The organism is Faecalibacterium sp. 3 (genome assembly GCF_048323735.1).
Lineage (GTDB): Bacteria > Bacillota > Clostridia > Oscillospirales > Ruminococcaceae > Faecalibacterium > Faecalibacterium wellingii.
The window spans coordinates 2,173,707-2,197,727 of the sequence record NZ_JBLWFN010000001.1 but is presented as its reverse complement, the minus strand read 5'-3'; the positions used below and the strand labels follow the sequence as shown (position 1 = coordinate 2,197,727).

General features: G+C 54.9%; 27 protein-coding genes and 1 tRNA gene. All 28 read left to right on the top strand.

The features are described from left to right. The first annotated feature begins 10 nt into the window (after positions 1-10). The gene (locus ACNSPV_RS10465) at positions 11-1,006 is read left to right on the top strand and encodes a DUF4340 domain-containing protein (protein ID WP_348583477.1); all 996 of its coding nucleotides are present in this window, start codon (positions 11-13) and stop codon (positions 1,004-1,006) included. Positions 1,007-1,323: 317 nt separating this feature from the next. Next, complete coding sequence (gene potA, locus ACNSPV_RS10460; protein ID WP_249236668.1) at positions 1,324-2,370, top strand: spermidine/putrescine ABC transporter ATP-binding protein; 1,047 nt, start codon at positions 1,324-1,326, stop codon at positions 2,368-2,370. Positions 2,371-2,379: 9 nt separating this feature from the next. Then, complete coding sequence (locus ACNSPV_RS10455; RefSeq protein ID WP_249238708.1) at positions 2,380-3,195, top strand: ABC transporter permease; 816 nt, start codon at positions 2,380-2,382, stop codon at positions 3,193-3,195. Further along, positions 3,195-4,040 carry an ABC transporter permease gene (locus ACNSPV_RS10450; protein WP_249236667.1) on the top strand — a complete coding sequence of 282 codons (846 nt, stop codon included), beginning with the start codon at positions 3,195-3,197 and terminating at the stop codon, positions 4,038-4,040. Before ACNSPV_RS10455 ends, ACNSPV_RS10450 begins: the two co-directional genes overlap by 1 nt. Then, positions 4,040-5,272: a spermidine/putrescine ABC transporter substrate-binding protein gene (locus ACNSPV_RS10445; protein WP_348583478.1), complete on the top strand. Its 1,233-nt coding sequence runs from the start codon at positions 4,040-4,042 to the stop codon at positions 5,270-5,272. The genes ACNSPV_RS10450 and ACNSPV_RS10445 overlap by 1 nt, the downstream gene beginning before the upstream one ends. Before the next feature lie 140 nt (positions 5,273-5,412). Further along, complete coding sequence (locus ACNSPV_RS10440) at positions 5,413-6,141, top strand: acyl-[acyl-carrier-protein] thioesterase (protein WP_348583479.1); 729 nt, start codon at positions 5,413-5,415, stop codon at positions 6,139-6,141. A gap of 571 nt (positions 6,142-6,712) precedes the next feature. Further along, a complete protein-coding gene (locus tag ACNSPV_RS10435) occupies positions 6,713-8,227 on the top strand; it encodes an IMP dehydrogenase (protein ID WP_348583480.1) in 1,515 nt (504 codons plus the stop codon). Positions 8,228-8,430: 203 nt separating this feature from the next. Then, positions 8,431-9,948 carry a nicotinate phosphoribosyltransferase gene (locus ACNSPV_RS10430; RefSeq protein ID WP_339394896.1) on the top strand — a complete coding sequence of 506 codons (1,518 nt, stop codon included), beginning with the start codon at positions 8,431-8,433 and terminating at the stop codon, positions 9,946-9,948. Between the two features lie 75 nt (positions 9,949-10,023). Then, positions 10,024-10,107, top strand: a tRNA-Leu gene (locus ACNSPV_RS10425). A 284-nt stretch (positions 10,108-10,391) separates the two neighbouring features. Next, positions 10,392-11,294 carry an ATPase, T2SS/T4P/T4SS family gene (locus ACNSPV_RS10420; RefSeq protein ID WP_348583481.1) on the top strand — a complete coding sequence of 301 codons (903 nt, stop codon included), beginning with the start codon at positions 10,392-10,394 and terminating at the stop codon, positions 11,292-11,294. Next, a complete protein-coding gene (locus tag ACNSPV_RS10415; protein ID WP_348583482.1) occupies positions 11,291-11,749 on the top strand; it encodes a hypothetical protein in 459 nt (152 codons plus the stop codon). The genes ACNSPV_RS10420 and ACNSPV_RS10415 overlap by 4 nt, the downstream gene beginning before the upstream one ends. 18 nt (positions 11,750-11,767) lie before the next feature. After that, positions 11,768-11,962: a stage III sporulation protein AC gene (gene spoIIIAC, locus ACNSPV_RS10410; RefSeq protein ID WP_005942027.1), complete on the top strand. Its 195-nt coding sequence runs from the start codon at positions 11,768-11,770 to the stop codon at positions 11,960-11,962. Then, positions 11,959-12,342, top strand: a complete 384-nt coding sequence (locus ACNSPV_RS10405) for a SpoIIIAC/SpoIIIAD family protein (protein WP_339394893.1) — start codon at positions 11,959-11,961, stop codon at positions 12,340-12,342. Before spoIIIAC ends, ACNSPV_RS10405 begins: the two co-directional genes overlap by 4 nt. Continuing rightward, a complete protein-coding gene (locus tag ACNSPV_RS10400; protein ID WP_348583483.1) occupies positions 12,339-13,415 on the top strand; it encodes a stage III sporulation protein AE in 1,077 nt (358 codons plus the stop codon). Before ACNSPV_RS10405 ends, ACNSPV_RS10400 begins: the two co-directional genes overlap by 4 nt. A 1-nt stretch (position 13,416) precedes the next feature. Continuing rightward, entirely contained in the window at positions 13,417-13,887 is a 471-nt protein-coding gene (locus tag ACNSPV_RS10395) for a hypothetical protein (protein ID WP_348583484.1), read from the top strand. Further along, positions 13,884-14,405: a stage III sporulation protein AG gene (locus ACNSPV_RS10390; RefSeq protein WP_348583485.1), complete on the top strand. Its 522-nt coding sequence runs from the start codon at positions 13,884-13,886 to the stop codon at positions 14,403-14,405. The genes ACNSPV_RS10395 and ACNSPV_RS10390 overlap by 4 nt, the downstream gene beginning before the upstream one ends. Before the next feature lie 32 nt (positions 14,406-14,437). Next, positions 14,438-15,061: a SpoIIIAH-like family protein gene (locus ACNSPV_RS10385; RefSeq protein ID WP_348583486.1), complete on the top strand. Its 624-nt coding sequence runs from the start codon at positions 14,438-14,440 to the stop codon at positions 15,059-15,061. 193 nt (positions 15,062-15,254) lie between these two features. Next, positions 15,255-15,641: an Asp23/Gls24 family envelope stress response protein gene (locus ACNSPV_RS10380; RefSeq protein WP_249236655.1), complete on the top strand. Its 387-nt coding sequence runs from the start codon at positions 15,255-15,257 to the stop codon at positions 15,639-15,641. Between the two features lie 75 nt (positions 15,642-15,716). Further along, the gene (gene nusB / locus ACNSPV_RS10375) at positions 15,717-16,163 is read left to right on the top strand and encodes a transcription antitermination factor NusB (protein WP_249236654.1); all 447 of its coding nucleotides are present in this window, start codon (positions 15,717-15,719) and stop codon (positions 16,161-16,163) included. Then, positions 16,160-17,101, top strand: coding sequence for a glycoprotease (locus tag ACNSPV_RS10370; protein WP_348583487.1), 942 nt, complete (start codon positions 16,160-16,162; stop codon positions 17,099-17,101). Before nusB ends, ACNSPV_RS10370 begins: the two co-directional genes overlap by 4 nt. After that, on the top strand, positions 17,089-18,312 hold the full coding sequence (gene xseA / locus ACNSPV_RS10365; protein WP_348583488.1) for an exodeoxyribonuclease VII large subunit: 1,224 nt from the start codon (positions 17,089-17,091) through the stop codon (positions 18,310-18,312). Before ACNSPV_RS10370 ends, xseA begins: the two co-directional genes overlap by 13 nt. Beyond that, positions 18,290-18,505: an exodeoxyribonuclease VII small subunit gene (gene xseB / locus ACNSPV_RS10360; protein WP_249236651.1), complete on the top strand. Its 216-nt coding sequence runs from the start codon at positions 18,290-18,292 to the stop codon at positions 18,503-18,505. Before xseA ends, xseB begins: the two co-directional genes overlap by 23 nt. Further along, positions 18,505-19,386 (top strand): polyprenyl synthetase family protein, encoded by an 882-nt coding sequence (locus tag ACNSPV_RS10355; RefSeq protein ID WP_348583489.1) that lies wholly within the window; start codon positions 18,505-18,507, stop codon positions 19,384-19,386. Before xseB ends, ACNSPV_RS10355 begins: the two co-directional genes overlap by 1 nt. Positions 19,387-19,417: 31 nt before the next feature. After that, positions 19,418-19,885 (top strand): divergent PAP2 family protein, encoded by a 468-nt coding sequence (locus ACNSPV_RS10350; RefSeq protein WP_249236649.1) that lies wholly within the window; start codon positions 19,418-19,420, stop codon positions 19,883-19,885. A 46-nt stretch (positions 19,886-19,931) separates the two neighbouring features. Then, the gene (gene dxs / locus ACNSPV_RS10345; protein WP_348583490.1) at positions 19,932-21,815 is read left to right on the top strand and encodes a 1-deoxy-D-xylulose-5-phosphate synthase; all 1,884 of its coding nucleotides are present in this window, start codon (positions 19,932-19,934) and stop codon (positions 21,813-21,815) included. After that, positions 21,812-22,615, top strand: coding sequence for a TlyA family RNA methyltransferase (locus ACNSPV_RS10340; RefSeq protein WP_249236647.1), 804 nt, complete (start codon positions 21,812-21,814; stop codon positions 22,613-22,615). Before dxs ends, ACNSPV_RS10340 begins: the two co-directional genes overlap by 4 nt. Positions 22,616-22,655: 40 nt before the next feature. Beyond that, positions 22,656-23,507, top strand: coding sequence for an NAD(+)/NADH kinase (locus ACNSPV_RS10335; RefSeq protein WP_249236646.1), 852 nt, complete (start codon positions 22,656-22,658; stop codon positions 23,505-23,507). An 18-nt stretch (positions 23,508-23,525) separates the two neighbouring features. Beyond that, positions 23,526-24,014, top strand: a complete 489-nt coding sequence (locus ACNSPV_RS10330; RefSeq protein WP_339394883.1) for an arginine repressor — start codon at positions 23,526-23,528, stop codon at positions 24,012-24,014. The last annotated feature ends 7 nt before the right edge of the window (positions 24,015-24,021 follow it).

Below are 24,021 nucleotides of genomic sequence, written 5' to 3'. Positions count from 1 at the left end.
GGACCGCAGCATGAAAACGAAACAGCGCTCTTTGGCCGTTCTTCTGGCAATGGTGCTTGTGCTGGGCGGGCTGCTGTGGCTCATCACCCGCAGCAATGCTGCAGAAGAAGCAGCGTCCAGCGCTGCAGCAGAAGGCAGCATTGTGCTTTCTTCTTTTGCGGCGGGTGATGCAGAGCAGATCCGGTACACTTATCAGAATGAGACGATTACCCTGAATTGTGATTCCGGCAGCTGGACGCTGGCGGATGACCCTGGCTATCATCTGGATGCATCTGCCTGCAACACCATGGTCACAGCGCTGGCATCTCTGAATGCCAAGCGTCAGCTCGCCGCTCAGCCCGGTGAGGACTACGGCCTTGCCGATCCGGCTGTTACGGTCACGGTGACGGCGGCAGGCGAGACGAACACCTTCGCCTTTGGCACCGAGAACCCGGTCACAGGAGATCTGTATGTGCAGAAGGCAGGGGACGATGCCGTGTACACCGTTTCTGGCAACAAGGCGGCCTGCTTTGAGCTGACCAAAGCGGACCTTTTTGGCGCGTTCAACCCGGCAGGACTCACAGCTTCTGTGCTGGAGAGCGTCTCCATCGCAACAGATGCAGGAACACTCTCGCTGACAGCCGTATCGGAAACGGCGGAAACGGACAGCAATTCAGCAGATGCTTCTTCCGAAAGCGCCGCTGCTTCCACTGCCTACCAGACGGTCTGGCGGCTGACCGATGACCCGACGGCTGAATTGGACGAAGCCAAGCTGCAGAGCATCCTGTCGGCCCTTGGCGGATACGTCTCGGCGCAGGTGACGAATGCTGACCCTGCCGCTTACGGCTTTGATGCATCCCTTGCAACGGTGCGGGCCGCCTCTGCCGATGGGAGCGTGACCCTCCACTACGCCGAAAATGCAGACGGCTGCTGGATGATGGTGGATGGGGACAGCTCCGTCTATGCGGTTGACCTTGACACTGTGCAGGCCCTTCTGATAACAGCTGCCGAGCTGAAAACAGAATGAAAAATCCATGTACGCCGTATGCGGAAACTCCGCTGCGGCGTATGTTTTTTTGTTGCAGCGTGTAAAGTTTCGGCAAACAGCGGCAGAGTGATTGACTTTTCAGCAAAGATTGATTAAGATAGACGGGACAGGGTAGAATAACTGCGCAATGTTTTTGTATTTTTAAGGTTCGTCATGGAGGTTGTGCGGGGTCGAGTCTGCTTTTACCGCCAAAGTGCGATGGTTGGGCAAGCAGACTCCCAGTCGCCCTGGTACGAGGGATGGGGCAGAGCCCTGTCTTTTTTCGTATCTGAGTTACAAGGAGGATGTAGTAAAATATGGACAACTCGGTGATCGTTTCACTGCGTGATATCGTAGTGGAATTTGATGGTCAGCGCATTCTGGATGGGCTGAATCTGGACATCCATGACAAAGAGTTCGTGACTCTGCTGGGTCCCTCTGGCTGCGGCAAAACCACCACTCTGCGCCTGATTGCGGGTTTTCTGGAGCCGAATGCCGGCAAAGTGCTGCTGAAAGGCGAGGACATCACCGGCGTGCCGCCCTATAAGCGCCCTGTGAACACCGTTTTCCAGAAGTATGCACTGTTCCCGCACCTGAATGTGTTCGAGAACGTGGCCTTTGGTCTGCGTCTGAAAAAGCTGGACGAAGAGACCATCCGCCGCAAGGTGCGCAATATGCTGGAAGTCGTGGGCCTGAAAGGCTTCGAGCGCCGCAGCATCAGCCAGATGTCCGGTGGTCAGCAGCAGCGCGTTGCCATTGCCCGCAGTCTGGTGAACGAGCCGGAGATCCTGCTGCTGGACGAACCCCTTGGTGCGCTGGATCTCAAGCTGCGCAAGGAAATGCAGCTGGAGCTCAAGCGCCTGCAGCGTGAAATGAACATTACCTTTGTTTATGTCACCCACGATCAGGAAGAAGCCCTGACCATGTCTGACACCGTTGTGGTCATGAACGGCGGCAAGGTGCAGCAGATCGGCACGCCTGAGGATATTTATAATGAACCGAAGAACGCCTTTGTGGCAGACTTTATCGGTGATTCCAACATTGTGGACGGCGTGATGCACCGGGATTTTCTGGTGTCCTTCTCCGGCGTGGACTTCCCCTGTGTGGACCGCGGCTTTGCCCGCGAGCAGAGCGTGCAGGTAGTAGTGCGCCCCGAGGATATCGAGGTGGTATCGCCTGTGGAAGGCCAGCTGGTGGGCGTTGTGAACGACGTCATTTTCAAGGGTGTCCACTTTGAAATGCATGTGGAATGCGAGGGCCGTGAATGGCTCATCCACTCCACCCGCGCCTGCACACCCGGTGAGACCATTGGTATGCGCATCGGCCCCAACGAGATCCATATCATGGCGCGTTCGGAGGGGTGAGCCGCGATGATGAAGATTTACGATAAAAAACTGGCCTATCCCTACTTTGTATGGATGGTGCTGTTCACGGTGGTGCCGCTGATTATCGTTGTGTACTATGCGTTCACCGATGCAAACGGTGCCTTTACGCTGGATAACCTCACCTCCATCAGCGGCTACGGTTCGGTGTTTGCCCGCAGCCTGCTGCTGGCCCTCATTGCCACGGTCATCTGTCTGGTCATTGCGTTCCCGGTGGGCTATTTCCTTTCCCGCCTGCGGGTGAACAAACAGCACATCATGCTCATGCTGGTCATGCTGCCCATGTGGATGAACTTCCTGCTGCGGACCTATGCATGGATGGGCCTGCTCAGTGTCAACGGCCCCGTGAATGCTGTGCTGGGCGTGTTCGGCCTTGGCCCCTTCAATATGCTCAACACTTCCGGCGCGGTGGTGCTTGGCATGGTGTATAACTATGTGCCCTATATGATCCTGCCGCTGTACACCAGCATGACCAAGATCGACCAGAGCCTTGTGGAAGCTGCGCAGGATCTGGGCGCTTCTACCACCAAGACCCTTGTGCGGGTACTCATCCCCATGAGCGTGCCCGGCATCAGCACCGGCATCACCATGGTGTTTGTCCCGGCGGTGTCCACCTTTGTCATCAGCCGTATGCTGGGCGGCGGTTCCAATCTGCTGATTGGTGATCTGATCGAAATGCAGTTTCTGGGCAACAGCTACAACTTGAACGTAGGCTCTGCCATGAGCCTGGTGCTGATGATCATTGTGCTGCTGTGCATGAGCTTTACCTCCAGCTTTGATGAAGATGAAATGGAGGGCGTGTCCTGATGAAAACGAAACATCTGCGCCTGATGCAGCGCGTCTATATCATTCTGTTTTTCTGCTTCATGTATCTGCCCATCGCATACATGATCGTATTCAGCTTCAACCAGTCCAAGGGCTATTCGCTCTTTACCGGCTTTACCCTCAAGTGGTACTCCAGCCTGCTGCACAACTCCGCTATCCTGCATGCGCTGCTGGTCTCGCTGGAAGTGGCTCTGATCTCCGCGGTCATTGCCACTGTGCTGGGTACAGCGGCAAGTCTGGGCATTGCGTCCATGGGCCGCAAGAGCCGCCTTGTCGTCACCAACATCACCTATATCCCGGTGGTCAACCCGGAGATCATCACCGGCATTTCGCTCATGCTGCTGTTCGTGGCCTACCAGCGCTTCGCCGGCGGTGTCTCATGGCTACCGGATACCATCATGGGCTTCCCGACATTGCTCATTGCACATATCGCGTTCAATGTGCCATATGTTATCTTCAACGTGACGCCCAAGCTCAAGCAGCTGGACATCAAGCTGTACGAGGCTGCGCTGGATCTTGGCTGTGACCCCAGACAGGCCTTCTTCAAGGTCATTCTGCCGGAGATCAGCCCGGCCATCCTGTCCGCTTTCCTGATCTGCCTGACCTACTCCATCGACGATTTTATGATCTCCTACTTCAACTGCGGCACGGTGGAGACCCTGCCCATCGCCATCTATTCCATGACCCGTAAAAAGGTCAGCCCGGAGATCTATGCGCTGTCCACCATTATGTTCGTGGTCATTCTGTGCATCATCCTGTTCTCCAATGCGATGGAAAGCCGCAATTACCGCCGCGATCAGAAGGCGCTGAGAGGGGAGGGCGTGTGATGAAACGTTTTGCTGTTTTGCTGCTGGCGCTGGCAATGACGGTCTGCTGTGCACTGCCTGCCTTTGCTGCCGGCACCATCGAAGTTGCCGAGGACGTCTCAGTATCGGATGATTACGATTGGACCCGCTTCAAGGGCCAGAATGTCGCCATCAACGTTTACAACTGGGGCGAGTATATCTCCAACGGTTCGGACGACAGCGTGGATGTGGTGTCTGCGTTTGAGCAGCTCACTGGCATCAAGGTGAACTATACCACCTTTGACTCCAACGAATCCATGTACGCCAAGCTCAAGTCCGGTGCAGCCGACTACGATGTGGTCATTCCGTCGGATTACATGGTGGCGAAAATGATCTCCGAGGGGATGCTCAAGCCTCTGAACTACGACAATATCCCGAACTTCAAAAAGATCGATCAGGAATATGTGGATCCGGATTACGATCCGCAGAATGCCTACACTGTGCCCTACATGCTCTGTACCACCGGCATCATATATAACACCACCATGGTGGACGAAGCACCCACCAGCTGGGCTGATCTGTGGGACGAGCAGTACGCAGGCAATATCCTGATGTTCAACAACAGCCGCGATGCCTACGCCATTGCTGCGTTTAAGAGCGGCCACAACATCAACCCGCAGTCCACCGAAGAAGTGGACGAGGTGGTGGAGGAACTCAAGGCGCAGAAGCCGCTGGTGCAGGCATACGTCATGGACGAGATCTTCGATAAGATGATCGGCGGCGAGGCAGCCATTGGCGTGTACTACTCCGGCGATGCCATCACCATGATCGATGACAACCCCGACCTTGCATGGGTGTTCCCGGAGGAGGGCAGCGTGCTGTCTGTGGACTGCATGGCCATTCCTGCTGCCAGTGAGCATCAGGAAGCTGCAGAGATGTTCATCAACTTCATGTGCGAGACAGATATCGGCAAGGCAAACGCCGAGTACATCGGCTACACCACCCCCATGCATGATGTGTGGGAGGTGCTGGACGAGGATCTGAAGGAGAGCGAGATCGCTTATCCGCCGGAGGAAGCTGCCGCTAAGGAAAAGGTGTTCACCGCCCTGAGCGACGATGTGAACAGCGAACTGGATGTAAAGTGGAGCGAAATGAAGAGCTACGACGAAGGCGGCAGCAGTCTGCTGTTCCTTGCGCTGCTGGCAGCTATGGTGGCGCTGGCCTGCTTCAACATCTGGCGCAAGGTGCGCAAGCGTGCCCGCAATCAGTATTGAGGAATCGTTTTCATAAGTATTGCCCACTGCATGAAGGGCCTTTTGAGCCAATACTGCTTACGAAAACAGGTTCTGAACGCAAAGGAGGCTGCTGCACAGAACAAGGTGCGGCAGCCTTTTTTATAGAAAGAGGGAAAACCATGGAACAATATTTTTACACGGAAACGATGACCGTTATGAATGCAGACGCAGACTTCCGCAGCCTACTCAAGCCCAGCGCTCTGCTGCGCTATGTGGAGCAGATTTCGACAGACCACGCCCGCGCCTTTGGGATGGATGACCAGTTCTTCAAAGATCGCGGTGTGACCTTTCTGGTGGGCAAGCAGGCCCTGAAATTTGACCGCGTGCCCCAGCGTGCCGAAACGCTGACCCTTACCTCCCGGGCGCAGGTCAGCAAACACGGTTCGGTCAAACGCATCACCACCCTGACCGATGCCGAGGGCAAAGAGGTGGCTATGGTGGACTGCCGCTGGATCGTGGCAAGCCTTGCCGAGGGCCGCATCCTGCGGGAGCCGGGCTGGACGGTGGAGAATTTCTGGAACGATACGGTGGAGGGCGAGCTGCCTTTGCAGCTGCACAAGTGCAAGGATGGTCTGACCAGCGCAGGGGAGTGGACGGCGCATTATTCCCAATGCGATCTGAACGGCCATTTGAACAACGCATTCTATCTGGACCTTGTCTGCGATGCGCTGCCGCTGGAAGTGATGCGCAAAGGCCCCGTGACCTTTGCTTCTATCAACTACCACCGCGAGATCCCGATGGGAGAAACGGCAGAGGTGTTTTATGCTCCTTCGGCGGATGGCTGGTATGTGGTCGGAAAGCACAACGGCCAGACCAGCTTTGAATGCTATCTGGAACTGGGAAAGTAAAAAAATACTGCCGGCGAACGCGCAGCGCCAGCTGCTCCCAAAGGGAGATCTGAGAAAGGGATTTTTTCTGTCCACAAAAAGTTCAAAAATTATTACAAAGAAATTACAGAAAAGCTATTGCAAATTGGTTTCAAAAGAGTTACAATATGGTTACAGCAAGGGCACAAGCCCAGCTGAGTGTGAAATCTTTTTCTTCTTGTTTTAGGGATATCGGGCACAGGTTCTCCTCCTCCGACTGTTCTCCTTCACAGTTCGTGATCCATGTGCCGCACAGGCGGTATCCCGCTTCGTGTGCAAAAAAGCTCGTCCAGAACGGACGAGCTTTTTTGCATCCTCTGCACCCTCAAAATGACTTCCCGCGCGGGAAAGTATGACCTTACCTCGTTTTGGTGGTCAATTTGTCTGTTTTTCCGCAAAGGACATTTACAAAGTTTGGCGCGGCAGGGGTTTGTATTCTGGCTGTCTTTGTGGTAAAGTATATTCAATCAATTTATACACTGCAAACATGAAATTCGTTTTATGCTTTTGCTGTCTTCCGTTTTTGATGCGTTGAGAGAAAAGGAGTTTGAACATGGCTTATTTCTATGAAGAACCTTCCCGCACTTTCGGTGAATACCTGCTGATCCCCGGCTATTCCTCCGCTGAAAACGTTCCCACTGCTGTCAGCCTCAAGACCCCGCTGGTCAAGTACCGCAAGGGTCAGGAAGAGTGCCCTCTGCAGATGAATATCCCCATGATCAGCGCCATCATGCAGTCGGTCTCTGGCGATAAGCTGGCCATTGCACTGGCTCGTCAGGGCGGTGTGTCCTTCATCTACGGTTCTCAGAGCATTGAAAACGAAGCCGCTATGGTGCGCCGCGTCAAGAGCTTCAAGGCTGGTTATGTTGTGTCCGACTCCAATCTGGCCCCCACGGCCACCCTGCACGATGTGCTGGAGCTGAAGGCACGCACCGGCCACTCCACCATTGCCATTACCGCCGACGGCACCCCGGGCGGCAAGCTGCTGGGTATTGTGGCATCTCGTGACTACCGCATCAACCACACCCCGGATGATGCCCCTGTCACCACCTTCATGACCCCGCTTGAAAAGCTGGTCACCGCCCCGGAGAATACCTCTCTGCACGATTGCAACAACATCATCTGGGACAACAAGATCAACACGCTGCCTCTGGTGGATGCTGAGGGCAACCTGAAATATATGGTGTTCCGCAAGGACTACGATTCCCACAAGAAGAACGCCAACGAGCTGCTGGACGCCAACAAGAGCTATGTGGTGGGTGCCGGCATCAACACCCGCGACTATGCCGAGCGCGTGCCTGCACTGGTGGAAGCCGGTGTGGATGTGCTGTGCATCGACTCTTCTGAGGGCTATTCCGAGTGGCAGAGCCGCACCATTGGCTGGATCCGTGAGCATTACGGCGATACCGTCAAGGTGGGCGCAGGCAATGTTGTGGATGCCGAGGGCTTCCGCTTCCTGGCCGAGGCAGGCGCAGACTTTGTAAAGATCGGCATTGGCGGCGGCTCCATCTGCATCACCCGCGAGACCAAGGGCATTGGCCGCGGTCAGGCTACCGCTGTCATCGAGGTAGCAAAGGCTCGTGACGAGTACTTCAAGGAGACCGGTATCTATGTGCCGATCTGCTCCGATGGCGGCATCGTTCACGATTATCACATCACGCTGGCTTTGGCTATGGGTGCCGACTTCGTCATGCTGGGCCGTTACTTCGCCCGCTTTGACGAGAGCCCCACGAACAAGGTTCGCATCAATGGCCAGTATATGAAGGAGTACTGGGGCGAAGGCTCCAACCGTGCCCGCAACTGGCAGCGCTACGATCTGGGCGGCTCCACCAAGCTGAGCTTTGAGGAAGGCGTGGACAGCTACGTGCCCTATGCCGGCCCTCTGGCTGATGGCGTGCAGACCACTCTGTACAAGGTCAAGAGCACCATGTGCAACTGCGGTGCACTGTCCATTCCCGAGCTGCAGCAGAAGGCCAAGCTGACGGTTGTTTCTTCCACCTCCATTGTGGAGGGCGGCAGCCACGATGTCGTGCTCAAGAATGCTACCCCCAACATCATCAATGGCTAAGCTTTTTTGATTGCAAAGCCGCCTGTGCCGTCTGGCATGGGCGGTTTTTTGCATAAAAACTCTTGAACAAGCCCGCATTTGGTGATATCATGATAGAAACGCACTGTCAAGACAGGCAGGCATGCAAACCTTCCCACAAGGAAGAGGAACGGCAAAGGCCGGAGGAAGCCTTTGTCAGGTGCAAAGAAGAGAGGATACTATTCATGGACGAAATCAAGGTTGTGCCTTATATCCCGGATGAGGACTACGACAACCCCGCAATGGTCGTGGATTTTTACGAATTTACTATGGCCAACTGCCTTTTCCTGCACGGATTCAAGGATACTACACTGGTGTTTGATATGTTCTTCCGCAAGAACCCGGACAATCAGGGTTACTCCATCAGTGCCGGCCAGCGCAAGCTGACCCGTTTTCTGCTGAATTATCATTTCAATGCACAGGATATCTGGTGGCTGCGCACCAAAGGCATGAGCGAGGAATTCTGTGAGTATCTGCGCACGTATCAGTGGAAGGGCGATATGTATGCACTGCCCGAGGGCACGGTGGCCTACCCGCATGTACAGATGGTACGCATTGAGTGCGACCTTGTGGGTGCGATCCTGATCGAGACCTACCTGCTGCAGACCATGAACTTCCACAGCCTGATCGCGACCAAGGCCACCCGTGTCACCGGCCTGAACACCCATACGCCCCGCAGCGTCATGGAGTTCGGCACCCGCCGCGCACAGGGTAAGAGCGCTGGCAACGATGGCGCATACGCTGCTGTTCTGGGCGGCTGTGTCGGCACGGCAAACTGTCTGGCGGAGATGAAGTTCGGCGCAGATGTCAAGGCCGTTGGCACTGTGGCGCACAGCTTTATTGAGTTCTTCCCGACCGAGTTCGACGCTTTCAAAGCATTTGCAGATACCTATCCGGATTCGGTCAGCCTGCTGCTGGATACCTACAATATTATGGAGAGTGGTCTGCCCAACCTCATTAAGCTGGACGATTACCTCATCGAAAAATATCCCAACGACCCGAACCGTCGTGTCAAGAGCGCCCGCATCGACTCCGGTGACCTTGCCCGCGGCTCCAAGCGCCTGCGCAAGGCGCTGGATGCAGCAGGCAAGCCCTACATCAAGCTGGTGGCGTCCAACGGTCTGGATGAGAAGAAGATCGCCAACATGGAGCTGTACGAACACGCTCATTTTGACTCTTACGGCGTGGGCGAAAACCTGATCACTTCCGCTTCCGACCCCGTGTTCGGTGGTGTGTACAAGCTGGTGGCAGTCAAGAAGCCGGATGGCAGCTATACCCCCAAAATGAAGTGCTCGGATTCTGCCAGCAAGGCTATCATCCCGGGCAAGAAGATGCCGTGGCGTCTCTACGATGAGAACGGTCAGGCGCAGTGCGACCTGATCGCTATGGATGATGAGGTCATCGAGGCCGGCAAACCCATCACCATGGTCAATCTGGACTCGGATGCCATCGAGCGCACCGTGACCATCACACCCACCAAGGTCAAAAAGCTGCTGGTGCCCCACATCCTGAACGGCCAGCTGGCCATTGAGCTGCCCTCTATTGCAGAAAAGAAGGCCTACATTGCAAAGCAGCTCACCGAGGAGACTTGGGAAAGCGAACTGCGTCTGGAATGCCCGCATAAGCACTATGTGAATATGACGCCGGCTGTGGCCGAGTGCCGTTCCAAAATGTATGCAGAGCTGCATGGCGGTAAGGTATAAAAGCTTTTCTTGACAAAAAAGCAAGCCTGTTGTATTATAAGAGCTGCCGTTTGAAAAAACGGTGGCTCTTCTTATGCCGCTGTGGTGAAATTGGCAGACACGAGGGACTTAAAATCCCTTTCTGGAGACAGAGTACGGGTTCGACCCCCGTCGGCGGCATGGACAAAAAGCACCTGAAATCGCTTGATTTCGGGTGCTTTTTGTTTGCCCAAAACCCGCCGGATAACCCACTTGCAGGAAATGAAATACTAAAGCAGCCCCGAGGGACCGTCAGGCTCCCCCGGGGCTGCTGCGATGTATGGCTTTTTCGGCCGGGGATTTTACTTTTCCTGCGTTTTCCGCTCTGAAGGGGTGAGGGGGCTTTTTGTAAGCCACAGTTCTATCTGCCCGGGACAGGCATATACTCATAGCAAGCTGGCAACCCCAAAAAGGAGGAAGAAATTGTGGACGAGTATTACCGTGCAGTACGGCAGCTGCCTTCGTGGCTGGCACAGCCTTTGGGGCAGCTTCCGACATCAACAGCGGCACAGATCCATGAGCTGCGATTCCGGACAGGGCATGGCATTTTTCTTACGATGTCAGGTCGGCAGGTCTGCCTGAAGGAACTTTCTGAGTGTCCGCAGTCACTGCGGGAATGCATACTGGATCAGCTGCAGCTCGAAGAGATCTTTCACACTCTGTGCGGTGGTGCGGTCCATGCACATCAGAACGAACTGACGCAGGGGTTCCTTACCACACCGTCCGGCTGCAGGGTCGGAGTTGCCGGCCGCTATGTGGACCGCGACGGGCAGATGATCCTGCAGCAGGTGCAGTCGTTGAATCTGCGGATCGCGCGTGCAGTTCCTCTGATGCTGCCGGACAGGCTTTGCGAGATCCTGCAAAGGCATTTTATCGGGATGCTTGTAGTCGGTGAACCGGACAGCGGCAAAACAACATTTCTGCGGCAGATCGCTCAAAGCCTTGCCGGAATGCAGCGGAGGGTCTGCGTGGTGGACGAGCGTGGTGAAATTTATCCGCAAGAACTTTCAGGTCCGGATCAGCAGCTGCCCGCAGTGGATACCCTGTCCGGCATTCCAAAGGAGCGTGCCGTGCAGATGGCGCTGCGCACTCTTTCACCGCAGGTGATCGTTCTGGACGAGCTGGGTTCACTGGCTGAAACAGCAGCGCTGGAGCAGGGCTTTTTCAGCGGGGTGGATTTTATTGCAAGCGTTCATGCCGCAAGTGCGGAGGAAGCAGTCAGACGACCGCAGGTGAAGGCTTTGCAGCAGCAGGGAATGCTGCGTGTACTGGTGCTGCTGCAGGGCTGCGCCGAGCCGGGCAGGGTCCGGCAGATCGACGAGTTATGATCCAACTGTTTCATTGGATGGGAGCAGCGCTGCTTCCGCTGTGCGGATGGCTGACCGGAGCAGCCCTTCAGGCAGGAAAAGAGCAGCATATCCTGCAGCTGCGGCATACTGTGGAATTGCTGCGGCGCATCCGGCAGGAAGTGGCATACCGCAGGCCGGATATGGAGCTGCTCTGCCGCTGTCTGATACAGGAAGGGCTGCTGACGCCTGCGGAAAAATTGCAGGCTCTCGCATCGCCTGCAAGCTTCCGCGCCGAAGAGCGGCTTTGCTTTGAACAATGCTTTTCCGGCCTCGGCCAGTGCGAAGCTGCGCAGGAGTGTGAACGGCTGGACTACTATACCGCGCGCTTTGAAGCGTTTCTGCAGCAGGCTCAGCAGGAAGCAGCCGCCTGTGCTGGCCTGTCCTGCAGGCTGGGGCTTGCGGCAGGAGCTGTTCTGGCACTGATTCTTTTGTAAGCGCAGGAGGATGCAGAATTGGAGATCGATCTTGTTTTTAAAATTGCAGCCATTGGCATCATTGTGGCGGTGCTGAATCAGCTGCTAATCCGTTCCGGACGGGAGGATCAGGCCATGATGACCACTCTTGCGGGCCTTGTCGTAGTGCTGTCCATTCTTGTCAAGCAGATCAGCGCCCTGTTTGTCACCATCAAGTCGCTGTTTGCGCTATGAGTACATCCGTTTCCATCCTTGGGGCGGCAGTCGTTTTTGCGGCAGCACAGCTTTTGCTGCGCAAGGATTCTCCGTCTTATGCATTTTTGCTTTCGATCGGTGCCGCAGTATTTATACTGCTGAGGCTTGGCGCGGCTGCGCAAGATCTGATGCGGGGAGTATGGGCACTCAGCCGCCGGGTGGATGGTACTGCCTTTTCCTGTCTGCTGCGCTGTGCAGGGATCCTGCTGATCACGGATTACGCCCGGACACTGTGTGAAGAAGCAGGCGCAGATTCACTGGCGTGGTGTACAGGTTTGGCGGGGAGGCTCCTTGTTCTGGCAGCGGCATTCCCCTTGCTGGAGGAGATCTGTCAACGGATCTGGGGGCTTGCTGCATGAAATTATTTCAAAAGGCGTCCGCTGCTGTGCTTGCCGTCTGCGGAGTTTTGTCTGCGGTCCCGGGTGCGCAGGCGGCCGGGCTGCAGGATCTGCCCGGGCAGGAGCTCTGGCAGCCCTATCTGAATGCTGCGCCGCAGGATGCGGATTCATTTGTCCACGATCCGGTCGGAGCGCTGCTTTCCCTTTTGCCGGCTTCTCCGCTGGAAATGATCCGGCAGATGGTGCATTGTTATGCAGATGTCCTGCTGTTCCTGCTGCTTTTGGTCCTGCTTTCTTTTCTGGTCGGAGAAGCGGCAGACAATGCGCTTTTGGAACTGGCAGCAGCTGTAGGGTGCGGCACCCTTTTATGGGGCGACCTGATGACCCTCGCGCAGCAGGTGTGCGAGCGGATGACAGGATGGAAAGACTACCTTCTGGGGTTCCTTCCGGTCTACAGCGGGGTGCTCACCGCAGGAGGAGAAGCAAATGCCGGTGCAGCGGCAAGCGGTCTGCTGCTGACAGGGCTGTGTTTCCTTGCACAGTGCACGGCTACAGTCGTCAGTCCGCTGCTGCAAAGCTATCTTGCGGTCAGCATGGCGTGCTGCATCAGTACCCAGAGAGGGCTTTCCGACACCTGCCGCGCCACAGGTGCACTGCTGCAAAAAGGGCTGCGCTGGGCCGGCCGCCTTTTTGCAGTTTTACTGGGGCTGCAGCGTGCAATAACGGTGCAGTTGGATCGTTCGGCGCTGCGGCTCGGAGAGCTGTTCACCGGCAGTGTGCCGGTCATAGGACAGGCTCTGAGCGATACGGCAGAGGTTTTTCTGACCGGAATGCGGCTGCTGAAAAGCAGTCTGGGCCTTGCGGCGCTCATGGTGATCGGTGCGGAGTTTTTGCCGCTGTATGTGCAGCTGATGCTCCATCTGGCGTTCCTCACAGCCTGCAGCCTTTTATGCGGGCTTGCGGCGAACAGCCGCTGTCAGGCGCTGTTCGCCTGTATGGCAGAAGCTGTAAAATGCATGGCTGCCATTACAGCATTGTATTTTGAGTTGCTGACGGTGGGCGTCGGGCTTTTGATGATGACAGGAGGCGGATGAAGTGCAGGCATTCCAAAACGCTGCAGCTGCATTTTGCATCGCCTGTATCTGCGCAGAGGTCACTGCTTTGCTGACAGGCACAGGCTGGGCGGGCAGATGCATAAAAGCTGTTGCCGGGCTATATATTCTAGTAGTCCTTTTCCGGCTGGCACCGGGTGTGAAGCCGGAACTGAAAAGCGCCATGGAGGTAGTACCATCCTCTGTCCATATCCAGAGTGCCGAAATATCGATCCTGCAGAAAGCGCAGGAGCGGCTGGAAAGCTCCCTGCGGACAGAGTGTATGCAGCGCTTTGGGGTACCGATAGAACTGGACATCACGCTGACGCAGGAGGGGCAGACCGTACAGGCTGGATCTGCAGTTTTTACCATCCTATCAGAATGTACCGACGCAGAAAAGCAGCAGGTCGCCGCATATCTGCAGGAAGCACTCGGCACAGCATCGGTACGGGAGATGCAGGAGGAAGTCGGATGAAAGAAACAGAGGGCTTTTCCATCCGTCTCTTTGCCGAAAAATGCAAAGGAAAGCAGGGCAGGGCAAGGCTTGCGGCTGCAGTAGGATTGCTGGCGATGCTGTTGATCCTGCTGTCGGAGCTTTTCCCTCAGACCTCTGCGGCAGGCAGCACCCAGAAGGCCAAAAGCGCACAAAGCAGCACCGAATATCAGGCACAATTGGAGGAGCGGCTGGAACGGCTGATCTCTCATATGAGCGGTGCGGGCAAGACCACTGTGATGGTCACACTGGGGACCGGGGAGGAAATGATCTATGCATTGGACACGCAGTCCGGAGATATGCAGTCGCAGCAGACGCATGTCTTGCTGGAGGATGGTTCTGCCCTGACTGAGACAGTCTGCGTGCCGCAGGTCTGCGGCGTGGCAGTGCTGTGCGAGGGCGGCGGTGATGTCCGGATCGCGGCCCGGATCACAGAGCTGGTGAGCGCATTGCTGGATCTGCCGTCCAATCACATTTGTGTGGAGCAGCGCAAGGGCTGAGTCCCGGAAACTTTTATAAGGAGGAACGATCTATGAGAGCACTTTCTGGAAATACCCGCAAAGCTACTGCCGTTACACTGGCCGCAGCGCTGGTGATCGCCGTGTACTTAAACTGGCAGTATGCCCGCAGCGATGTACCTGCGGAACTGGAAAGCACTGCTGCTGTCGCGGCGCAGGTGGAGGATGTTCCGGTGCAGGCCGATGCCATTCTGGATGAACTGCCTACCGAAGCGGAAGCAGTTTCCAGTGCAAATAAAAATTATGGCGAGGCACAGCTGGTAAGTGTTGCCAGTGACAGCGGTGCAAAGTTCTTTGAGCAGGCCCGTCTCAAACGACAGAAAGCCCACGATGAAGCGATGGATTCCATTAAAAAGACGATGAAGGCTTCCTCTCTTTCCGCAGAAGAAAAGAAGGAATACACCTCCCAGATGACGGCAAATCTGGAAGACCTGAATGCAGAAAATGAGATCGAGACCCTGATCAGGGCCAAAGGCTTTGCCGACTGCCTGTGCTTTTTGCAGTCTGGCCGGGCAGATCTGACCGTTATGACCTCAGGCCAGCCGCTCACTGCCGCACAGGTGGCGCAGATCCGCGATGTGGTGCTGAGCAAAAGCAGTGTGACGGCACAGAATATCACAGTGGTGGAGGTCAAATAAGACACAGTCCTGCCATTTTGTCCCAGCATAGCTGCAGAAGGCAGAGTTTTCCCAAACAAGTATTGAAATCACCCCCGCTTTGATGGTATAATAACTCTATCAATCAAGCATGATGTTGTCCTGCGTATGGCATTGATCGTTTCAGGCAGGACCATTTTAAACAGGAAAAAGCAGGCGGACTGCCCGCTTTTGGATGGAGGACAACACAATGGATTTTCAGAATACGAATCTTCAGGGCGGCAGCCTTCAGATCTCCACCGAGGTTATTGGCAAGATCGCACGCTGTGCAGCGTTGGAAATTGACGGCGTTGCTGAGGTCTCCTGCGGCAAGCAGAATAAAAAGCTCAAGGATCTGCTGGAAGCTTCCAGCATCCAGTCTCCGGTCACGGTGGAAATGCGGGATGGTACCGCAAGCATCACCTTGAACCTGATGGTAAGCTTTGGAGCACGGATCCCTGCCGTGGCAGAAAAGGTACAGGAAAACGTGAAGACCGCTGTGCAGAACATGACCAATGTTACGGTGAGCCGGGTCAATCTGGTCATTGCCGGTCTGGCAGATGCTGCAGCAGCGCAGGAATAAAACAAAATCAAACAGGAAAGACCGATCCTCTCTGCCGCTTCAGGCAGAGGGGGTTCGTGTTGCGAGAGGAACATTATGGAAAATATTTTGCCCCGTAGAGAAGCCCGCGAAAATGCATTTTTGCTGGCATTTTCGCAGACCTTTGGTGATATCCCGCTGGCAGAAGCCATCATCAACCACGAAGAAAACGATGAAGAACATCCGGTGGATGGCTTCAGCAAGCATCTGCTGAATGCTTACTACGATCATTCTGCCGAAGTGGACGACGAGATCCGCGCACATCTGCGCAACTGGACCATGGAGCGTCTGCCCCGGGTGAGCCTGACAGTTCTTCGTCTGGCAATTGCAGAAATGCTGTTTGGCGGTGAGAACAAGCCCGGCGTCGCCATCAACGAGGCAGTCGAGCTGACCAAAAAGTATGGTGCAGACGAAGATTACCAGTTCGTGAACGGTCTGCTTGGCGCAGTGGCCCGGGATCATGGTCTGGATGCAGATGCCGCAGCGGAGCAGGCCGAACAGTGAGCCGCTATACGCTTGGCATTGATACAAGCAACTATGCAACCTCTCTGGCAGTGTTTGATACAGCTGGAGAGGTTGTTTGCGCAAAAAAACGTTTTCTGCCGGTAAAAGAAGGCCAGCTGGGCCTGCGGCAGAGCGATGCACTGTTTCATCATACGGTCGCGCTGCCGGAAATGATGCAGGAGCTTGCGCAGGAATTTGATCTGACAAAGATCGATGCTGTCGGAGTGTCGCAGAAGCCGCGCCCGGTGGAGGGCAGCTATATGCCATGCTTTCTGGCGGGCGTCAGTGCGGCTGCAGCCTTTGCGCAGGCAAAGGGCATCCCTCTTGTGCGGACCACCCATCAGCAGGGTCACGCTGCGGCAGCACTGTTTGCAGCCAAGGGGGAACAGCTGTTTGCTGAAAAAGTTCTGCTGTTCCATATTTCCGGCGGTACGACGGACCTGCTGCTCTGCGATCAGGTGCGTCAGATCACGACTCTTGGCACCAGCACCGATCTCTACGCCGGACAGGCTGTGGATCGTGTGGGGGTCAAACTGGGTTTTGGGTTCCCGGCGGGTGCTGAAGTTTCCCGTCTGGCTGCGCAGTGCGAGGAAGAGATCCGGCCGAAGTCCAGTGTAAAGGGAATGCAGTGCAGCCTTTCCGGGCTGGAAAACCAGTGCAACGGTCTGCTGGCCGCAGGCAAAACGCCGGAGTATGTATGCAAATATTGTCTGCTCTGTGTGGCAGATACAGTGGTCAAAATGACAAAGGCCGCGCAGAAGGAATACCCCGGTCTTCCGGTGGTCTGTGCCGGCGGCGTGATGAGCAGCGATATCATCCGCGCATGGGTGCAAAAGCGGCTGCCGCAGGTATATTTTGTGCCGGGAATGTATTCCAGCGATAATGCCATCGGCGTTTCGATCCTTGCAGCACGGGAGGCCGGATTATGGCTGAAGTAATTACCGTTTCGGCCCTGAACCACTACGTTAAAATGCTGCTGGATGCAAACGACAGATTGTTTGACATTGCCCTGCGCGGCGAGATCGCAAACTTTGTACAGAACGCACGCAGCGGCCACTGCTATTTTTCCCTGCGGGATGAAGCCAGCAGCGTGAAGGCTGTAATGTTCCGTGCAGATGCCCGCCGTCTTGCCTTCCGCCCAGAAGAGGGGATGCGCGTTGTGGCACGCTGCCGTGCGACCCTTTATGAGCGTGACGGTGCCTTCCAGCTGTATGTGAACGATATGTTTCCGGATGGCATCGGTGCCGCACAGCTTGCATTGGAGCAGCTCAAAGCAAAGCTGGAGCAGGAGGGTCTGTTTGCCCCGGAACATAAAAAGCCGCTGTCGGCATTCCCTAAATGCATTGGTGTTGTCACCAGCAAAACGGGAGCCGCATTGCAGGATATCCGCAATGTACTCACCCGGCGCTGGCCCTCGGTACAGCTGCTTTTGTGTCCGGTAACGGTGCAGGGCTTTGAGGCAGCACAGCAGGTCGCAGATGCGATCCGGAAGCTGGATCAGCGCAAAGAGGTGGACGAGATCATCGTGGCCCGCGGCGGCGGCAGCAGGGAAGATCTGTGGGTGTTCAATGCTGAAGTGATCGCACGGGCGGCCTATCGCTGCAAAAAACCACTGATCAGCGCGATCGGCCATGAGATCGACTATACGATCCTGGACTTTGTAGCCGACCGGAGAGCCCCTACACCTTCCGCTGCGGCAGAGCTTGCCGTGCCGGATCGGGAAGAGCAGAAACGGATATTACTGGATTTGCAGCAAAATATTCGTAAAAATATGCAAAACCGTCTTGATTTATGCTATAATGGTCTGGAACAATACAACTTTGTGTTGGAGCAGGGGCCTGCACGCCAAAGCTGGCAGAAAAAGCATGACCTGCTGCAGCAGGCGAAAGATGAGATCCGACAGCAGATGCAGACGCAGCAGAATGATGCAGAGCTTCAGCTCCAGCATGCCGCAGCGCTTGCCGGGTCACTGAACCCCTATAAGGTGCTGGCCCGCGGCTATGCTATGGTCACAACAGCAAATGGAGCCATTCTGGATGCAGAAGGTCTGCAGCCGGAAAAAACAATATATGTTCGCAGCGTTTCTCACCGGGCAAAATGCCGGGTAGAAGCGGTGGAGGAGATCAATGAGAACACCCAAAAGTTTTGAAGAGGGCATGGAACGGCTGAATACGATCCTTGTTCAGATGCAGAGTGAAGAGACCACCCTTGCAGATTCGGTCAAGCTGTACGCAGAAGCGGCTTCTCTGATGGAGTATTGCCATGCTGCATTGGAAAAGACATCTCTGCAGATCAGCGAGATCGATGCAAAGCTTGCAGGTACAGTGCAGGAGGAAAGCTGATGGATCACAAAGAGCAGTATCAGAGTTACCTTGCACAGGCAATGTCCGCACTGGAACATGCCTGTGCCCACTTTCTGCCGGAAGAGTCTGAGGTGTGCCGTGCAGCACGCTACAGTCTGATGGGCGGCGGCAAGCGGATCCGCGCCGTTCTGGTGCTCAGTGTCTGTGATATGCTGAGCGGTAATATGCAGGCGGCAGAGCAGTTTGCGGCTGCAGTGGAAATGCTGCATTGCTACTCGCTCATCCATGATGATCTGCCCTGCATGGATAATGATGATCTGCGCCGTGGCAGACCTTCCTGCCATAAAGCTTTTGGCGAGGCGACTGCTATGCTGGCCGGCGATGTTCTTTTGACAGAGGCATTTGAAGTGATTGCCAATGCCCCGGCAGATGCCGATGTCTGTGTACGGGCCGCAGCTGCACTGAGTGCAGGTGCGGGCAGCCGCGGTATGGTCTATGGACAGGAGCTGGATCTGAAGTACGAAGCGCTGGCCGCTACAGAAGAGCAGCTCCGGCTGATCCACCGCAACAAAACGGGCGCACTGATCAATGCGGCGATTCAGATGGGTGCTGCTGCTGCAAGGGCAGATGACGCTCAGTGCCGGGCGCTGGAGCGCTATGCTTACGGTCTGGGGCTGGTTTTTCAGATCGTGGACGATGTGCTGGATGTTACCAGTACTCCGGAACAGCTGGGCAAGCCCATCGGCAGCGACAGCGAGAATGGCAAGACTACTTTCGTGACCCTTTATGGCGCAGAAGGGGCTATGCAGCTTGCACAGGATCTGAACAATGAGACCTGTGCAGAGCTGCGCCGGAACTTTGGCGGAAAGGCTACATTTCTGGAACAGCTTGCACAGCAGCTTCTTGTGCGCAAAAACTAAAACGATCCATACAGAATAAAGGAAAAAGACTATGCAGTTTATTCAAAACATCCTGTCGTTCAATCAGATCCTGACGGTTTCCCTGCTTGGCTGGTTTGTGGCTCAGGTGCTCAAAACCGTTATCAATTTTATCCTGCTGGGTAAATTCCAGCTGGAGCGCATGTGGGGCGATGGCGGCATGCCCAGCGCGCACAGTGCAACGGTCTGTGCAATGGTTATTGCTACCGGGCGCTGTGTAGGTGTTGATTCTGCTATTTTTGCCGTGGCGAGCGTTGTGGCGATCATCACGATGCACGATGCAATGGGCGTGCGGCATGAGACTGGCGAGCAGGCCAAGGTGCTCAATCAGATGATCGATCAGTGGATCGACATCAGCGAAAAGAATGCACCGTTCCTTCAGAATATGCATCTGAAGGAAATGGTCGGCCATACACCGCTGCAGGTAGTGGCAGGCGTTCTGGTGGGTATAGCAGTTGGTTTTCTGTATCCGCTGGTGTGATGAATGGCATCGGCCTAGACTCTGCATTTGAAGGACGTGTGATTTTATGGGAGTATTGCTGCTGGACAGCATCAATCAGCCCGCAGATTTAAAACAATTAAATGAAAAGCAGGTAGAACAGCTTTGTGAGGAGATCCGCAGCTTTCTGCTGAAAAACATCTCTAAAACCGGTGGACATCTGGCGTCGAACCTTGGCATGGTAGAGCTTACAGTGGCATTGCACCGCGTGCTGGAGACCCCGCAGGATAAGATCGTATTCGATGTGGGCCATCAATGCTACACGCATAAGATCCTTACGGGACGACGCGGACAGTTCGATCAGCTTCGTCAGTTGGACGGCATTTCCGGATTTCCAAACCCGAACGAAAGTGTGCACGATGCATTTATTGCCGGGCATGGCAACACAGCCCTTTCGCTTGCTATTGGCATGGCATGGGCCAAAAAACTGCATCATGAGCAGGGGCTTGTTGTGGCAGTGATCGGTGATGGTGCCTTTACCGGCGGCATGGTCTACGAGGGCATGAACAACATCGAGCATCTGGACAACCTGCTTGTGATCCTGAACGACAATAAAATGTCGATCTCTAAGAATGTTGGTGCACTTGCCCGTTATCTGACCCATCTGCGTACGACCACCGCCTATGTGGATGCCAAGGATAATGTGCGCAGTTTTTTGGATGCCGTTCCGCTGGTGGGCACCCCGTTGAAAAATACCCTCACCGATTGTAAAACGCTCCTGCGCCGTGCGATGTACCACTCCACGATGTTCGAGGATATGGGGTTCCAGTATCTTGGCCCTGTGGATGGCCACAATGTGGAAGAGCTGGAACGCACACTCCGCACGCTCCGCAGTCGGCCGGGGCCGCACTTTTTGCATGTTATCACGAAAAAAGGTAAGGGCTATCAGCCCGCCGAAGTGAATCCCGGCAACTATCACGGAGTTTCTGCTTTCGATCTGGACGGGATGCCCGACCCGGAAGTGGCGCCCAAGGAGTCATTCTCAACTGTATTTGGCAAAGCACTCGTGACAGAAGGGGAGAAAAATCAGGATCTCTGTGCCATTACAGCAGCGATGAAATATGGCACCGGTCTTCAGTTTTTTGCACACAGCCATCCAACACGCTTTTTTGATGTCGGAATGGCAGAGCAGCACGCTGTCACCTTTGCAGCAGGCCTTGCAAGTCAGGGAATGCTGCCGGTAGTCTGCATTTATTCCACCTTTCTGCAGCGCTCCTATGATCAGATCATTCACGATGTCAATTTGCTGCAGGAAAATGTGGTGTTTGCGATCGACCGTGCAGGCTTTGTTCCCGGGGACGGCGAGACCCATCAGGGAATCTATGACCCGGCTTTTCTGAGCCAGATCAATATCCCGTTGTATGCACCTTCCAATTACCAGGAACTGACCTACTGGCTGCAGCAACTGCTGAGTGACCGCTTCCATGGCCCGCGTGCGATCCGTTATCCGCGCGGCGGACAGGATGCTGTGCTGGCAGGATTTGGCTGCAGCGGTCAGGAGTACGATTATCTGTATAAGAACGAGAATGCAACAATCGTTCTGGTGAGCTATGCGGATGAATTGACCGATGTTTTACAGGCTGCACAGGAACTGAAGCAAAAAGATATCGTGTGTGACGTGCTGAAGCTTGTAAAGCTATATCCCTTTACAGAAAAAGTTCTCGATGAACTGATAAAATATCAGAAAATTCTGTTTGCAGAAGAATGCGTTGCAAACGGAAGCATCGGTGAGCATTTGGAGTATGTTTTACAGCAAAAAGGATGGAATGGATGTTTTATCCATCTTTCTGTGCGGGATGTGCGTCTTCCTCATGCCAGTGTGGCGCAGATCAAACAGGCAACAGGACTGGATGCTGCCAGCCTTGTACAGACGGTTCAGATGGCCGTGACGAAAGGAGAAAGTTTATCGTGAAGATTCGGTTGGATCAATATCTTGTTCAGCATGGCCTGACACAGAGCCGGGAGCGTGCAAAGGCATTGATCATGTCCGGCATCGTATTTGTCAATGAACAGAAGGTGGACAAGGCCGGCGAAATGATCAAAGAGGATGCCAAGGTAGAAGTACGCGGACATGATATCGGTTATGTGAGCCGCGGCGGTCTGAAGCTGGAAAAAGCCATGCAGTGTTTTCCGCTGACGCCGAATGGCAAGGTCTGCATGGATATCGGTGCATCTACAGGCGGCTTTACGGACTGTATGCTGCAGAATGGTGCCACCAAGGTCTATGCCGTGGATGTCGGCTATGGTCAGCTTGCATGGAGTCTGCGCACCGATGAACGTGTCGTGAATATGGAACGCACGAACATCCGCAATGTCACGCTGGAAGATCTGGCAGAGCCCATCGAGTTTTTCAGTGTGGATGTCTCTTTTATTTCACTGCATCACATTTTCCCGGTGGCACAGGCCATCACCACACCGGATGCCATGGGCGTTTGTCTGGTCAAGCCTCAGTTTGAGGCAGGCCGCGAAAAAGTGGGCAAAAACGGTGTTGTACGCGACCCGGCTACCCACCGTGAGGTTTTGCACAATGCAATGGGTTATGCTGCCGCAAACGGCTTTGTTGTGCGCGGACTGGATTTCAGCCCGGTGAAGGGCCCGGAAGGCAATATTGAATATTTGATGTTCGTGCAGAAGAGTACAGAGCCTGCCGTGCTGGACGACAGTGCTGTAGAACAGGTAGTAGCTGCAAGCCACAGTACGCTGGACCGCTGAGGGATACGCAAAAAATTCAAATGCAAAAGGAGCTTCCGGTATGACGATCTATATTTCGCCGAACCCCGGCAAAACTTCTGCCAATGAGATCGCGCTGCGTGCGGCACAGATCCTGTTGACGCATGGTGCGGCTGTTCTGATGTGCAAAGAATTGTGTGCGGAATGCAGTACCGCGGGTGTGGTCTATCTGCCGCAGGAGGAATGCCTTGAGCGCTCAGATGTGATCCTGACCATCGGCGGTGATGGCACAATTTTGCATGAGGCAAACCTGTCGCTCCGGTATGCAAAGCCGATCCTTGGCATCAATTTGGGACGCTGCGGTTTTCTGGCAACTTGTGAGGTCAACGAAATGGAGACCAAACTCTCCGCTGTTGCCAGAGGGGAGTTCAGTCTGGATCACCGGATGCTGCTGTATGTGCATGTTCTGGGCCATGATGGCTGGGAGGGACATGCACTGAATGACGTCGTGGTCACAAAAGGCCGGTTGCAGCAGGCGATTGATTTCAGCATCTACTGCGATGATATCCTTGTGGAGCACTACCGCGGGGATGGCGTCATTGTTGCCACGCCTACGGGTTCCACCGCGTATTCACTGGCAGCAGGCGGCCCCATTCTGGATTCACAGACAAAAGGCGTCGTCGTAACGCCGATCTGTCCGCACAGTCTGGCGAGCCCGGCCATGGTTTTTGCGCAGGAGCGTAAATTGAACATCTGTGTCGGGCAGGTGGCAGACGATGAGGTTTTTATCAGCTGTGATGGAGCAGCCGGTTATCCACTCAAAGCCGGCGCAACAGCTGAAGTCCGGCTTTCGGATCAGGTGGTAAAGCTGATCACCTTCGGAAAAGCCGATCAGTTTCAGGCAATCGATCAGAAGCTTCGCAGCAGACGATAAACGGGAGGCGAGTTTGATATGGCGCGCAGCCGCAAAGATGATGTAAGAAGTAAAGGAGAACGTCAGCAGGCGATCCTTCGACTTGTACGGGAGTACCCGATCAGTCGGCAGGAAGTTTTGCTGGACTATCTTTCCAAAGAAGGCTTTGAGGTAACACAGGCCACAGTTTCCCGCGATATCCGGGAGCTGTGTCTGGTAAAAGCCGCGACGGCCGAGGGATACCGCTATGTTTCCAGCCGGAACGAAAGCTTTAACCCCAAGGCACAGGGCCGTTTTGAAACGATCTTTCATGAATCTGTGCTGGGCGTGGATTATGCCGGGCATGTTGTACTGGTAAAGTGCTACTCGGGCATGGCCAATGCGGCCTGCGAAGTTTTTGACGCACTGCAGTGGAAAAATGTTGTCGGCACTCTTTCAGGCGATGACACGTTCCTGATCGTTGCGCGGTCAGAGCGCGACGCAAAAACGATCTGCTCAGAGCTGATCCGGCACATCGTACAAAAATAATGCGGGA